The 14,693-nt window shown below is 41.9% G+C and carries 12 protein-coding genes; 2 read left to right on the top strand and 10 right to left on the bottom strand.

All coding sequences use genetic code 11. From position 1 onward, the window contains the following. Positions 1 to 4: 4 nt before the first annotated feature. From C727_RS0104540 to ectA, 7 genes are all read right to left on the bottom strand, one after another. Complete coding sequence (locus C727_RS0104540) at positions 5 to 922, bottom strand: tetratricopeptide repeat protein (RefSeq protein WP_017444441.1); 918 nt, start codon at positions 920 to 922, stop codon at positions 5 to 7. 23 nt (positions 923 to 945) lie between these two features. Beyond that, positions 946 to 2,379 carry a sodium/proline symporter gene (locus C727_RS0104535; RefSeq protein WP_017444440.1) on the bottom strand — a complete coding sequence of 478 codons (1,434 nt, stop codon included), beginning with the start codon at positions 2,377 to 2,379 and terminating at the stop codon, positions 946 to 948. Continuing rightward, entirely contained in the window at positions 2,373 to 2,939 is a 567-nt protein-coding gene (locus C727_RS0104530; protein WP_237742318.1) for a class I SAM-dependent methyltransferase, read from the bottom strand. Before C727_RS0104530 ends, C727_RS0104535 begins: the two co-directional genes overlap by 7 nt. A gap of 82 nt (positions 2,940 to 3,021) precedes the next feature. After that, on the bottom strand, positions 3,022 to 4,455 hold the full coding sequence (locus C727_RS0104525; RefSeq protein WP_040459169.1) for an aspartate kinase: 1,434 nt from the start codon (positions 4,453 to 4,455) through the stop codon (positions 3,022 to 3,024). A 74-nt stretch (positions 4,456 to 4,529) separates the two neighbouring features. Next, positions 4,530 to 4,928, bottom strand: coding sequence for an ectoine synthase (locus tag C727_RS0104520; RefSeq protein WP_017444437.1), 399 nt, complete (start codon positions 4,926 to 4,928; stop codon positions 4,530 to 4,532). A gap of 11 nt (positions 4,929 to 4,939) precedes the next feature. Beyond that, the gene (gene ectB / locus C727_RS0104515) at positions 4,940 to 6,214 is read right to left on the bottom strand and encodes a diaminobutyrate--2-oxoglutarate transaminase (protein ID WP_026052559.1); all 1,275 of its coding nucleotides are present in this window, start codon (positions 6,212 to 6,214) and stop codon (positions 4,940 to 4,942) included. Continuing rightward, complete coding sequence (gene ectA, locus C727_RS0104510; RefSeq protein ID WP_017444435.1) at positions 6,211 to 6,741, bottom strand: diaminobutyrate acetyltransferase; 531 nt, start codon at positions 6,739 to 6,741, stop codon at positions 6,211 to 6,213. The genes ectB and ectA overlap by 4 nt, the downstream gene beginning before the upstream one ends. Positions 6,742 to 7,071: 330 nt before the next feature. On the opposite strand from ectA, the gene C727_RS17960 reads away from it, so the two are divergent. Together C727_RS17960 and mdh are read left to right on the top strand one after the other, a co-directional pair. Next, a complete protein-coding gene (locus tag C727_RS17960; protein WP_017444434.1) occupies positions 7,072 to 7,629 on the top strand; it encodes a MarR family winged helix-turn-helix transcriptional regulator in 558 nt (185 codons plus the stop codon). A gap of 123 nt (positions 7,630 to 7,752) precedes the next feature. After that, on the top strand, positions 7,753 to 8,691 hold the full coding sequence (mdh, locus tag C727_RS0104500) for a malate dehydrogenase (protein WP_017444433.1): 939 nt from the start codon (positions 7,753 to 7,755) through the stop codon (positions 8,689 to 8,691). Between the two features lie 75 nt (positions 8,692 to 8,766). On the opposite strand, the gene C727_RS0104495 is transcribed toward mdh, so the two are convergent. The 3 genes from C727_RS0104495 to C727_RS0104485 are packed head-to-tail and all read right to left on the bottom strand — an operon-like array spanning position 8,767 to position 14,680. Further along, positions 8,767 to 10,254: a purple acid phosphatase family protein gene (locus C727_RS0104495; RefSeq protein WP_026052558.1), complete on the bottom strand. Its 1,488-nt coding sequence runs from the start codon at positions 10,252 to 10,254 to the stop codon at positions 8,767 to 8,769. A gap of 15 nt (positions 10,255 to 10,269) precedes the next feature. Beyond that, positions 10,270 to 11,709 carry a purple acid phosphatase family protein gene (locus tag C727_RS17955; RefSeq protein WP_017444431.1) on the bottom strand — a complete coding sequence of 480 codons (1,440 nt, stop codon included), beginning with the start codon at positions 11,707 to 11,709 and terminating at the stop codon, positions 10,270 to 10,272. A gap of 49 nt (positions 11,710 to 11,758) precedes the next feature. Next, positions 11,759 to 14,680 (bottom strand): TonB-dependent receptor, encoded by a 2,922-nt coding sequence (locus tag C727_RS0104485; protein WP_017444430.1) that lies wholly within the window; start codon positions 14,678 to 14,680, stop codon positions 11,759 to 11,761. Positions 14,681 to 14,693 lie beyond the last annotated feature (13 nt).

Below are 14,693 nucleotides of genomic sequence, written 5' to 3'. Positions count from 1 at the left end.
TTATTTAACTGCTTGTTGTGGTGGATTGGCCAAGTAGCTTTTGAAACTCTTCGACCTCTTTTAACGGTTCAAACATACTTTCATTAGCAAGCTCACTACTGAGTGCTGGAGATTTTTCTAATGCGGTTGTGAGATCATCCATCGCACTTTCTATTTGCCCTAATGCTGCGTGTGCACAGGCACGTTGCCAATAGGCTAACGCGTAATTTTCGTCTAACTCAAGCGCTTTGCTAGATAAGTTAAGCGCCCATTCACATTCACCCAACTCTAAAACCGCATCGGCTTTATAAGTAATTGCTTCGATATCTTCGCTATGCAAAACCAAAATTTCATCATAGATCTGTACCCTTTGTTGCGGATTAGTTTCTAAACCTGCCCGCATCCATAACGCATGTAACTGATTAGCCCGAGCCACCTCTTCTTGGGTGGAAATGATTTGCTCAGAGCGTTTTTTAAGTTTTTCTTCAACATCAAGCAAACGTTTTTCGTATTCTTCGCTCACCGCTGTGACCCGGCTGCTAACATGCTCTTCAACCTGAGTTTGAATATCACGCAATGAACGCCAGCCCATCAATACTAAAACAGAGGCGGCGGCTGTAATAATAAAAAAAACATTATTTACCGTATCTGCGGTGTAACGGATGGCGCGATCCGATGATTCTAATTTAGCGGCAGCGAGCTTTTCGGCAATTTCTGCTCGCAGGACCTGCTGCTCTTGACGAATCACTTTTACTTCGTCTAACAAATAACGTTCAACAAACGGGTTGTATAAAGGCGCTTCTAGCGACTTGATCCGTGCCTCTAACTCAGTGACTTTTTCGTCAAACGTTAAATTTTTATCCAGCTCTTGTTGCGCAGCAAATGCGACTGTCAAAGTACTAAAAAACGCCCAACAAAAAACCAATGTACGAATCAAAACCACTACTCCAGCTAAAATTTTTTAAATTATTTTCTTTCTGCTGTTACCTTAACGTCTGCGCTTGGTAGTCGCAACAAGTAAAAGCTTAACGTACCGATTAAAATACCACTTAAACCTTCATAAATATAACTATGCCAACCTAATTGACGCCATACAATCGCGCTTGCCACACTAATAACAACAACAAAAATAGCTCTGCCTTGGCTAATTTTCCAATGGCGAATATAACCAATTAATAATGGTGCCACAGCACAGCCTAGTGTTGCCCAAGCAAAAACGACTAAACTGAATACACTTTGTTTAGCAAAAATTGCAACCAGTAATGTAAATAAAGTAACCAACAAGGTGATGACTTTAATAATAGCTGTTTTATTGATTGGCTTTTTAAAACAGTCCTGAGATACCGCTGCCGAGGCACTTAAAATCAACGAGTCAGAAGTCGATAAGGTTGCAGCAAATACGCCCGCTAACACTAAACCCACTAACCAGTCCGGTAAAAGTTCGACAGCCATTAGTGGTAACGCTAACTCTGCATCAAAGGAGTCCCCCCCCTCTAACATTAGTCGACTTAACATGCCAACACCGGTCGCCATGCAATAAAACACAGTAAACCATATATAATACCAGCTACGCATGACCCACATTTTTTGATCATTTTTTAATGCGATAAAGCGCACCATAACATGTGGCTGTCCTACCACAGAAAAACCAGCAAACATCCAACCAATGGCGAATGATAAAACACCAGCAGCACCCGGAAATAACATGCCTTCAGGGGCCCAATCTACATAACCAGGGATTGCAGTCAATTTGTCATAGACTTGGCCTAAGCCACCTTGATTATCAACCGCCGTGTAAAGCATGATAGACATTGCAATTATCATTACAAACGATTGCGCAGCATCGGTCCAAATTGAAGCGCGGATACCACCTGCAAAACAATAAGCGGCGACTAAGACAGATACCAAAATGGCGCCCATCCAAATTGGCCAATCTAACAAAACATGCAGTGCCTTACTGCCAGCAATAAATTGTGCGCCTGCGTATGCGATCATAAGTACCAAAGCGATCCAAGATAAACTGCGACGCAGCAGTACTTGGCTATCGCCCTGCCAACGACTGACCAATGACATAATAGACACAGCATCACGCTCGCGAGCTTTTTGCTGAACTTTAGGGTGAATATAAATTGACGCGACTAAATCACCTATAATCCAACCGACCATTAACCAAGCCGCAGCCAAGCCAGTGGCATAGGTATAGCCGATAACGCCAATAAACATATAACCACTATTATTGGTCGCCACCGCAGATAAACCTGTTAACCAAGCAGATACATTGCGCCCAGCTAAATAATAATCATCACGGTCTTTTTTAGCGAACATTGCAGAGCTTAACCCTACCAATGCAAAACAAGCTAAAAATCCAATAAAACTTAAGAGCATGACGTTATCTAACATAAAATATCCTTAATCGGGTTCACCGACAGTATGTACCCTTGTGTATCTAACGGTTGTTCGATTGAATAGCCCTGAAGAGAAACTTGTTGGTATATTTGGGTATCTTCAGTCAGTCGCAGAAAAGATCTTCGGCCTGTGTCTGCCAATAAAAAAACCGTATCTGTGCGACAAATTAAACGTTCTATTAGCTGGGTAATAGCGGCTTGAGTTTTACCATCGTAACAAATATCAGAGGCGACTATGAGGTCAAATGGGTGTAATTTTTGGTCGTTAATTTGCTCAATTGAACAGGTTTCGCTCTGCACTTTACTGTGATTTCTCCGTGCCAGCAGCTGTTGGTAAGGTGCCACTTGCTCGTCTAAATCACACGCAGTCACTTTGGCATTATAATGTTTGTTTAAAAACACACTCAACGAACCCCATCCTGCGCCAATTTCTAATACGTTAAGTTGTGTTTTTGGCGGCCGACGGGCAAAAAAATCCATTAATAAAAAATTGGACTGCCAAACTTTTTTAGCAAAGTGCACAGGGTTGTGGCCCGCAGCAACCAATTTGTGCACTTCAGGATGACTAGGTTTAGCTATGTTGACACCGTAGGCCCAAAAATCACTTTCTGGGCCACGGATCGAAGTGGTTTTAAAATTAATGACCAGCCTCGTTTTCCTGTTCGACTAGATGCTGGTGCAATGCCACAGTGGCAGTTTCAAAGTGCGATTCATCCAACACGAATTGAATATCAACCTGTCGCATTGATTGGTGCAAGGCCTGAATACTTATGCCTTGTTCGGCAATCGCTTTCACCGCTTTAGCCAACATACCGGCTTCCTGCATATCACTACCAATGGCAGAGACAATACACACTTTACGCACATTAACTTCCGCTTCTGGAAATTGTTTTTCTAATAAAGTCTGTAAGCGTTTAGCTTTTTTAAGGTTACAGCTTAAATAATGAGTGATGCTGTTGGCAGTCACATCTTTAGACACCATTTGTATTTTAAGCTCATTAATCAACTCAAGTATCTGCGTATCAAAGCGGTTAACTTGTCCCATCATGTCTTGATCAAACAATTCAAACGCATACACATTTTCTCGTCCTGCAACAATTTCAACTTTAGGTTTATCGCTGACGTAAGTTGAAGTGATTAACGTTCCTTTGTGGTTTGGTTCAAAAGTATTTTTAACACGTAAAGAAATCTCAGACTGTCGCAAACCTTTAGCGGCTCTTGGATGGATAGCTTCCATACCTAAGTTAGCCAATTGATCAGCGACGTCATAGTTGGTTAAGCCAATTGGCACTACTTTATCCAACCCAACCATTTTAGGGTCTGCACTACTTAAGTGATATTCTTTGTGGATGATTGCTTCTTTAGCACGTGTTAGCACCGCGATTCGGCTGAATGTCATCTCACTATAACCACGGTCAAACGTTGCCATAAGGCCTTTAGCACTGTGGCAATACCCAGTGGCGATAGGTAAACATTCAGATAAATCAAGCGACCAGAACTTTTCTTTGATCAACTCATCCATATCAACCGCTTTGTCTATATCCCAACCGGTCAAGTCAACAAATACGGCATTAATGCCTTCTTTTTGAAGCAAATGAGCAAGGTTCCATGCGCTGTGAGCTTCACCCAAACTGGCCAACATTTCACGCACTTTTAATAAGTGGTCGCCAATTTCAAAATGGCCATGCTGACATAAGTTATTTAGGTCGGTTAGCGCACGCTCAGCATCTTCTAAACGGCGTGAAATAAATTTATCGGCCTTGTCTTTTAAAGCGCCATCACCAAAAAGTTCTTGGTTAATTTCCAGCATACGATTACGCACCGCGGTAAAAGCTTCAACCCACGACTGATCTTCTTCCGCACTAGCAAAACGGCCATAGACACCCGGTTCTGCCGTTTTTTTATGCTCTAACAGCAGGTTAGTGATGCCAGCATAAGCAGAAACAACAAAAACCCTTTGGTACGGGTTTTTTAATTGTTCATTAAACATAATGTTATCTCGCACCGCGAGATACTGACTCATCGAAGTACCGCCGATTTTCTCAACAGTATGCAAGTTAGATGTTTTCATCTTAATAAAAATTCTCTATTGCTAATAGTATATTGGGCAGGAAAAGGTCTGGCTGTTCGCCAGACCAAACTGAATTAGTCGTTTACTTCTTCAGCATCTAGTGCGTACGCACCTGTTTCATCATGAACTTCTTTACCGTTTAATGGCGGATTAAAAACACAAGCCATTTTCATTTCTTCGGTTGCCCGTAAAATATGTTTATCGTGTTTGTCTAAAAGATAAATAACACCAGGTTCAATCTGATGTACTTCACCTGTGGCCAAATCTTCGATTGAACCTTTACCAGAAACACAATACACAGACTCTAAATGATTTTGATAGTGAAGGTGTAACTCAGCATCACGATAAATAGTGGTGATATGAAACGAAAAGCCCATGCCATCATTTTTTAAACATAAACGAGTGCTATCCCAACCTTCACTTACGATTTTACGATCAGACTGTTCAGCATCTTTTAAATTTCTAACTATCATTTAAATTCTCCTTAACTAGCGGCTTGCAGTTTATTGTTAAACTCAGCTGTCACCGCATTTTGTATAATTTTTAAACCTTTTTCTAAATCTTCGTGGCTAATTGTCAGCGGACAAAAACACTTAACGACCTGGCTGTGATTACCCGCAGTTTCAACGATTAAACCTTCGTCAAAACAGGCACCTGTAATACGATCAGCAATCTCGCCATTTCGAAACTCAATACCTTGCATCAAACCGCGGCCTTTAAGGCGTGCATGAGTGACCCCTAACTCGTCAACAATGGCCTGAAAATATTCGGTGACTAACGCTGCACGCTCGCAAATTTGTTTTTCAAAACGGTCATCGGCCCAATAATGATTTAGAGTAGCTGTTGCAGTGATAAACGCATGATTATTACCACGGAAAGTACCATTGTGTTCACCGGGAGCCCATTCGTCCAACTCAGGTTTTAATAAAACAACAGCCAAGGGTAACCCAAAACCACTGATAGATTTTGATAAAGTCACAATGTCAGGTTTAATCCCCGCGTCTTCAAAGCTAAAAAAGCGCCCTGTGCGACCACAGCCCGCTTGAATATCATCTAAAATTAGCTTTGCACCATGTTTATTAGCCAGTGCCTGTAAACCTCGCAGCCAATCAAAGGTAGCCACGTTTAAGCCACCCTCACCTTGCACACTTTCAACAATAAACGCCGCTGGTGCGTCAATGCCGCTAGAGGGGTCAGACAATTGTTTGTCTAACATTTTTAGCGTGTCTGCGTTATAACCATAATAACCACAATACGGCATCCGTGTGGTTCCAGATAATGGAACACCGGCACCGCCTCTATGATGCTGATTACCCGTTGCACTCACAGCACCTAAAGTGACACCATGAAAGCCATTGGTAAAACTAATAATATTAGTACGGCCAGTGACTTTACGGGCGAGTTTCATCGCAGCTTCAACCGCGTTTGCACCAGTTGGGCCGGTAAACTGCATTTTGTAGTCTAAGTTGCGCGGTTTTAATATAAGCGTTTGAAAAGCCTGCATAAAGCCGGCTTTGGCATCAGTATGCATGTCTAAACCATGAGCGACACCATCGGCCAAGATGTAGTCGACCAAAGCTTTTTTTACCGGCTCTGGATTATGACCATAATTTAGTGAACCAGCACCTGCTAAAAAATCTAAATAAGCACGGCCCTGTGTATCATATAAATAAGCACCTTTTGCACGGTTAAAAGTAACCGGAAAAGAGTTGGCGTAACACTGTACGTTCGATTCCATCTGCTCAAAAATACTCATCATTCTTCCTCTTTAATACTGGCTATTTTAAATGGCCCCAAACGGATGAGATGCTCATCATCATGCTGGCCACCAAAGTGTTTTTCGCGGGTAAAAAATTCGCTCTCATTTAATTCACAAGCCAAACGGTCGGCTAAACGTTTAAATACGCCCCGCGAAGCAGCATTATCAGACGTGATGGTTGTATCGATAAACTGTATACCACTGCAAACTTCTCGCACCAGTAAATGCTGTAACATTTTGCGTGCTAACGATCGTCCTCGCGCTTTTTCTGAGACCGCCATTTGCCAAACAAATAAGGTATCAGGTTGTTTTGGCTCAATATAACCAGACACCCAGCCGACAATCTCATTGTCTAGCTCGGCAACAACGCAAGTTTCTGAAAAGTGTGAACATTGCAATAGGTTGCAATAGGCAGAATTGGTATCAAGTGGCGGACAAGCCGCTATTAACTGATGTACGGGGTAGCCGTCTTCGGCAGTTGGACAACGTAATTTCAGTTGTCCGTTCAGATTGTCTGATTTATCCATAGTGGATTATTAATTCTCTTGTTGCTCGCCATTAGGCGCGAAATTATTTAGATGTCTAAACAAACAAATATATAGTACACTAAAGATTATGTAAAAATCCAGTGTTTATATGTTTAGCATTTTTTCTGACTATCTATACGGATTAAGTTTAGCCTCAGATCAAATGCACAATTATTAATCACTTATAATATTTTTATATAGTAAACAAAATAAGTGGTCTAAAGAATTTGAACTGTTTTTATGTCGTTAATCGGCAAAAGTCTTTTGTATAAAAATCTTCACAGTAAAAAGTTTTTATTAATAGATGCAGGATAAAAATGAGAGCTTATAATGCCCAACAAAAAAGAATATAAGGTAACCAGTCAATTGAGTGGAACATCTGAACCTATAGAAGAAGTATTAGTGATGTTGCGCCGCCTCATCCGGGCGACCGACCTGCATTCAAAACAATTAGTAAAAACGGCGGGTATTACTGGCCCTCAGGTTTTATTGCTGCGCGCCATCTTAGAAAATGGCGAAGTCACCATTGGCGAAATCGCCAATCAGGTTAGCTTGAGCCAAGCCACTGTCACTAGCATTTTAGACCGCCTTGAAAAACGAGGTTTAGTCTACCGCGCGCGCTCAAAAATGGATAAACGTAAAGTCCATGCTTATTTAACGCCTGAGGGAAAAGCAGTATTAGCCAATGCACCACCGCCATTGCAAGAACACTTTATATCTAAATTCAGTAGCTTAGAAAGCTGGGAACAGAGTATGATATTGTCGTCGTTGCAACGGGTTGTGCAGATGATGAACGCTGAAAATCTAGACGCTGCACCTATGCTTGAAGTGGGTGAATTAGATAGTTATAACAACCCGCTTAGCAAAACAAAAAAAACAAGCAATTAACAGGCTATTATCAATATAATTTATAGGCAAGATAAAGCAGCTGTTAATAATTGTTATTTAGCTGTTTATCTTTTATCTTGTAACAGATAATTCGCGTCTAAAAGCAAACGAATGGAGAACACAATGAAAGTTGCCGTTATTGGTGCCGCTGGTGGTATTGGTCAGGCCTTAGGTCTGTTATTAAAACTGAATCTGCCTGCAGGTTCTAAACTGAGTCTGTATGATATTGCACCTGTTACCCCTGGTGTTGCCGCAGATCTAAGCCACATTCCAACTGATGTTGAAGTGACTGGGTTTGGTGGTGAAGACTGCAGCCCTGCCCTTGAAGGTGCAGACGTTGTATTGATTTCAGCCGGTGTTGCTCGTAAACCTGGCATGGACCGAGCTGACTTATTTAACATTAATGCTGGTATTATTAAATCATTAACCGCTAAAGTGGCTGAAGTTTGTCCCAAAGCGTTATTAGGTATTATTACCAATCCTGTGAACACTACTGTGCCTATCGCTGCTGAAGTTTTGAAAAAAGCAGGCGTATACGATCCTAAACGTTTATTTGGTGTGACAACATTGGATGTTATCCGTGCAGAAACCTTTATTGCAGAGGCAAAAGGCAAAGCATGTAGCGACATTAAAGTAAATGTTATTGGCGGCCACAGTGGCGTGACCATTTTACCATTATTGTCGCAAGTTGAAGGCGTCTCTTTTACTGACGAAGAAGTGACCGCGTTAACAACCCGTATCCAAAACGCCGGTACTGAAGTAGTTGAAGCAAAAGCTGGCGGCGGCTCTGCAACCTTATCTATGGGTCAAGCAGCGGCTCGTTTTGGTTTGTCTTTAATCAAAGGCTTACAGGGCGAAGAAGTGATCGAATGTGCATATGTTCAAGGCGCTGGCGATAACGCTGAGTTTTTTGCCCAGCCAGTTAAATTAGGCAAAAACGGTGTTGAAGCCATTTTAGATTATGGTTCAATCAGCGAATTTGAGCAAAAAGCTTTAGATGACATGTTACCTACGCTTAAGGGTGACATTGAAAAAGGCGTTGAGTTCGGCCAAGCTGAATAATACAGCTAAATAACCACCAGCTAACAAGAGACCAAACAAGGTAGCTTATGTTAGCTGGTGATTTATACTTGCTGGTTAATGCCGCAAATCATCCCATTTTTTATAGGGTCCTAGCGCGTCCCCATCCCGAATTGGCCCTGAGGCCGCTGCGTGATTTTTGATGGTTTTTTGCTTACCTTTTTTGTTTAGGGAAAATGCATCATACAAGTTTCCAACAGGATCATAGGCCGCAAACCTTAACTCTTTTTCGTCAATTTCCACTACCGCAAAAATTGGTGTTTTGTTTGCGTATCTTGTTAGTGCATATTCTCCTTTAGTTTGCTCGCTAAATCTGTCCCATCCTTCTACTTTTGTATCCCCGCGTTTTGTAGAAGACGCAGTGACCACAAAAACTGTATCAACTTGATGCGCTTGACCTACGTTAAAGCGTGCAAGGTTTTCTCCTTTTTCCGCTCTTTGATAGGTATGACGATGTCCGGTGAGTACTAAATCAACGTCGTGCTCTGCTAACACATTCGCTAATAACAGACGTCGCTCCTTAGCTGCTGGGTGTTCACTGCCTCCCACAAATGAAAATAACGGGTGATGCATGGTGACAATACGCCATTTGGCTTTGCTCATCGCTAGCTCTTTTGCTAACCATTTCATTTGTTTATCAAACTCTATGCCCGAGCTATCTATTGCAAATATATGCAAGTTGTCATTGTAAAGGATCGCATAAACAGTTTCATGAAGTGCTAAAGGCAAACCTTTTTCAATTGGTAAAGTAAACTGAGCGCGCCACCAAGGTGTGACTGTTTTGTCAGCAACAAATAGCTTGCCGCCCTCTCTTTTACCTAGCCCTTTACGCACCGAAAAATTGACGTAGTCATGATTCCCTGGCACTAATAGAGACGGTACCATACGGTATGAGCGACCTCCGGCATCAAACCATTCAGCCCATTCTTGATCGTATTCAGCCGTATTCACTAAATCTCCTCCATGTATTAACAAATCAGCATCTGGCGCAACTTTTGCCGCAGCCGCGATCGTACGGCTAACATGAGAACGAATTCCTGTTTGTGCGTCACCAAAAAATACAGCTTTCACGTGACCAGTAGATGGGGCTGTTTTAACTTGATACCAAGCACTCCACTTACCCACTTCACCCCGTACTCGGTACGCGTATAAAGTATCTGGCTTCAGCCCAGAAAAAGTCACCGAGTGATAAACCACTTTATCAAGGCCCTGATTGAGCACAATATCTTCTTGGCCTTCGGGCGTGGCAAGCACAGCAGGATCAAATAACTCACTAGTTGCTTTTACGGTTTTGGCATTTAAATCAAACCTTGCATCGGCAGTTGCTGGCACAATTTCGGCCAATGCCACGCCAACCGTTTTACTCGTTCGCCAATTCACCGAAAAGCTGTCGGAAGGTGAATTAGTCACGGTCGCTACAATGCGATCGGGCCAAGTGGTTGGTGCTTGCCAAGGTGGGATCTGGTGATGGCCTCCATGAGCATTTGATTTGGAGCTAAATATGACTACAATCATTAGTAGTACTATTCTATTTATTTTATTCATTATTTGTCCTACCCTTTAACGTAAATCGTACCAGTCGATATATTTACCAGTATTGGTAAACAGGCGTTGCTCTCCGAATGCTGCTTTACCTTCGGTGAGTAGATTTCCTTGTGCGCTTTTTGTTAATGTAAATGCATCATACTGACTGCCGACGCCTGTATAGGCACGGTAATTTAAACTGTTACCTTCAATAGTAATAGCCTGATACATAGGTGTATTGCCCGCGTGGCGAGATATTTGCAGCAAACTATTTTTATCGTTTGCATATTCATCTATGTCGCTATCTAAATTGGTGTTTTTGGCACCCGATGAAGATACGACAAATACCGGGCCCATTATCTCACTAGCAGTTGTTATGGAGTCAGCAGTGCGGCTCGTTTGTTGACTCCGCTCACCTCTTAGGTAGGTATGTATGTGTCCGGTTAACACAAGATCGATACGATGACGGGAAAGTAACTGTTTAAATGCGGCTTTGCGCTTTATATCCGTTTTATTACGAGCAAATTTATCGGCAACAAAAAATGGATGGTGCATAGTCAAAACACGCCACTTCGCTTTGTCGCTCGCTAATGCTTCATCTAACCATTTAACTTGCTCCGTAAAGGTTTTTGTTGATGAATCGATGACAAACAAAGTCATAGTATCTGCAAAATTCACCATATAGTTAGACTCTTGCAGGCTCGAACTTAAGTTTTTTTCCTCCGGTAGAGTAAATTGTGCGCGCCAAAATGGGGTTCGGACACGTTTACGCCCGTTTTCATTTCTAACGGTGATGTTTTCATGATTGCCTCGCACAGGTATAGCAGGCGTCATTCGGTGGATAAAGCCTCCCGCATCAAACCATTCTGCCCAGTTAAGATCACTATCACCGACAGACACAAGATCACCTGCATGCAAAAAAAAATCGGCATTCGGTAACGTCTGATAAGCCTGTCGAATGACTCTAGACCAATGACTCCTCACTCCGTTTTGAGAGTCGCCGAGATAGATAAAAGATAACTTACCGTTAGTGGCCGCCGTTTTTGTTTGCAACCATTCACTCCATTTACCCCGCTCTCCTCTAACTCGATAGGCGTACAAAGTATCAGGTGTTAAATTTTCAAATGTAAAACTGTGGTAGTGTACAGAGTCAAGCAGGCTATTTTCACTACTATGGTGAAGCCCCGCATCTGTTTGCATATGTTCTAAGTTGAATACTTCCATTTGTGCTTTATAAGTTTGCGCCGCTAAATCAAAACGGGTATCAGCTGAGGCGGGTACAAGCTGAATCACAGATCGAGCGACATGAGAGGCAGTTCGCCAAGTCACACTAAAACTCGTCGTTGCATCTTTACCTGGATTAACAATAATTCGATCAGGCCAACCTGACGCTTGTTGCCATAGCGGGGCATGTCCATGGTTATGCGCATGGCTATGGCTTGATAACATGAGTATTAATAAAAAAATTCTTAACATAAAAGCTGCCTAGGCCGCCAATTGGTGGCGGCTGATTGTCAGTTGAAAGTTACATTGAATAAGACATAGTAACGCTGAAAATACGGCCTTCATTATCTATATTGGCAAACCGTGTCGCTTCATCATAGTATCGGTACTCTTGCTCTTCGGTGATATTCATCACATCAAACGAAATCCGTAAACCAGATTCAAAATAATACCGGAATGCAAAATCTAGCCGTCCTCCTCCTTGGCCATATACGGTGTTACTGTCTGATAAACCATCACCATTGAAGTCGTCGACTGCTGGGTCAATTAAAAAGTCATCGCGGTAGTTGTAAGAAAAACGAGTGCTGAAAGCATCGACCTCATAATATAGTATGGCATTAAAGGTATTTTCTGATGCACCAGGAAACGATCGCTCAGTCCCGTCTGCGTCAGTAAAGGTTGAATCAGTGTAGGTATAGTTTAAATTAACTCCAAAATCCCTTAGATGGTCTGATATTATCTCTAAACCAGACTGGAAGTTGACTTCGATACCCTTGACTTCGGCTTCCCCTCCATTGCGGTATGATGAATAAGAATAAAGAGTGTCCGGCTTTAAGCCCTGTAAATTTGAAGTCGTTGCATCAACTTCGTAAACATCGGCCAATGTGAAATTTTCAACATCTTTGTAAAATAAACCAAAAGCCAAAATCGACGGGTTGTTTGGGTTAAAATAATATTCGACACCCAAATCATACTGCCAGGCTAAAAACGGATCCAGTTCGGCATTGCCCGATGACAACTCATTTTCATCATTGTTAACATCGAGGACTGGAGTGATTTGGTTAATCTCTGGGCGAGTTAACGCGCGGCTTACAGACGCTCTATAAATAGTGGGACTCATGCCCACATTGTCAACTAAAGCAATATTTGCCGACGGTAAAAAGTGTGATGATTTAGTGTGCACTACTGAACTATTATCACCAAAGTCTTGCAAAACTCCGTCAATTCGCACTGCGCCGACACTTTCGGTATCCATGCTTACCCATCGTCCACCGAGGTTACCACGAAGTGTATACTTATCTAAAAAATGCTCAAAATCACTCATTAGATAAAGTGCTGTGGTCTCTTCAGTAATGTCATAGCGGTTATTGTCTGCAGTGTTTATGTCATTAAAATCAATATCGCTGGCTAAAATGCCCAGACTATTTAATTGCAATGTGGGGCGAATATCAGATAACTCTGAGTCCGTCGCAAGTGCGTAATTTAACGTGAGATCTAAATCGCCAATTTTTGTCGGTGCATAATTGTAACCCTGCATTCTAGAAAATTCGGTTGATTTCTTTTTTGCACCAAAATAAAGAACATCAAATGCACCTAAGTTGATTTCTTTTTCGCCATCAAATTGGATAAACTTTTCTTCTATTTCAATCAACCTGCGCTGCCAATCAAATTGTCTCACGGTAATATCACTAAAATCAGCTTTAGCGATCCCAGCTTGATACAGAGGTGTTTCTGCGTCATTTCTAATATCGTAACTGGCAATATCATTATCCTCTCGGCCGGTTATCCTTGCTTGATAACGATCTTCTTCACTAGCACTTAGGCCAAATTGTGTTTTAAATTGCCAGTCTTTAAGTAAATAAATGTTAGCCAACGTTAAGCCTCGGCTGTTAATGCTAGTATCGCGTTCAAACACACGTAAATCAGAGCGCACATTCTCAAATTCACCGTAGGTTAATACCTTTCCATCAGATTCACCGCGGACTAAAATGGCACTCGCATTTTGAGGTTTAGAAACACGGTTAAATTGAGAATCTAACCGTTCAATTCGTTCGATTTTATCTTCGTTGCTATAAAACCCATCAAGATAAAATTCTAAATTAGAATGTGGCCGATATTGAGTCACTAGGTTAAAGTTAATTTTGTCATTGTCACCCGAGCGCTGTTCTTTACGAATATTGGCACTTGAAAATGCCCCAACTAAATTAGCGTCAAGGTCATTATCAAATCTATCTTCTGTAATGGGAGCCCAACGATCGCCTTGCGGTGTTGATATTTTAAGCAGGTCGCGGTCTTGTTTTTTAGCGCTGGCAGACATCAGTACACCAACCTTATCTTCATGGTTGAGGCTATACATTAAATAACCAGACGGCTCTGCTTTTTCTTTTGCTTGATTTTTAGCATAGCCCACTTGACCGCCAACCAACTGGCCTTTGCGATTTAGAGGTTTGGGTGTTGATAAACGAACAATCCCTCCAAGGCCACCTTCTTCGTCTTTAGCAGTTGGCGATTTAACTACTTCAATGGTCTGAAATAATTCGGAAGACAAGCTGGACAACGTACTGGAACGTCCTGGGTCTGAAGAATCTGACGTTATAAGTGAAGTACGGCCATTAACTTCAACACGAGTAAAATTTGGTGATAAGCCTCGAATCGACACTTGTTCACCCTCGCCATTTGAACGAGTAATAGCGACACCAGAAATTCGTTGCAACGATTCAGTAATGTTTTGGTCGGGTAAAAGACCAATATCCTCAGCAGTAATAGTATCTACAAACTGATTGGCAACTTGTTTGCTAGCCAATGAATTCAATAGGCTACTGCGATAACCAACAGTCACGATTTCTTCCATTTGATTTGGACTTTGCAACGGTTTTGAGGTCTCACGAACAGGCTTTTGTAAGCTTTTACCCAGCTCACTTTTCACAGCTCTAGAAATAATGAAGCTGCCACTAGAATCTTGTGAAGCCTTTAGCCCCGTGCCCTTTAACATAGTTTCTAAAGCTTGCATTGCTGGCATTTCACCATCAACGACGGTAGACGTTTTTCCTTTTAGCAAACTGGCTGGGGCCAACGCTGGTTGGTTAGACTGACGTGAAAACTCTTTCAGTGCTTTTTCTAACGATATCGCGGGAATATCAAAGGCAACTATCTCCGATTGAGCTGAAGCAACAGCCGAAATTAAAGACATTGATAAAAGAGATGCTATTGTACGGTGTTTCATATTGTTATTTTTC

The sequence above is a fragment of the Gayadomonas joobiniege G7 genome (genome assembly GCF_000300815.1).
Taxonomy (GTDB): Bacteria; Pseudomonadota; Gammaproteobacteria; order Enterobacterales; family Alteromonadaceae; genus Catenovulum; species Catenovulum joobiniege.
The sequence above is the reverse complement of the archived record's forward strand: the minus strand, read 5'-3'. Positions and strand labels throughout refer to the sequence as shown.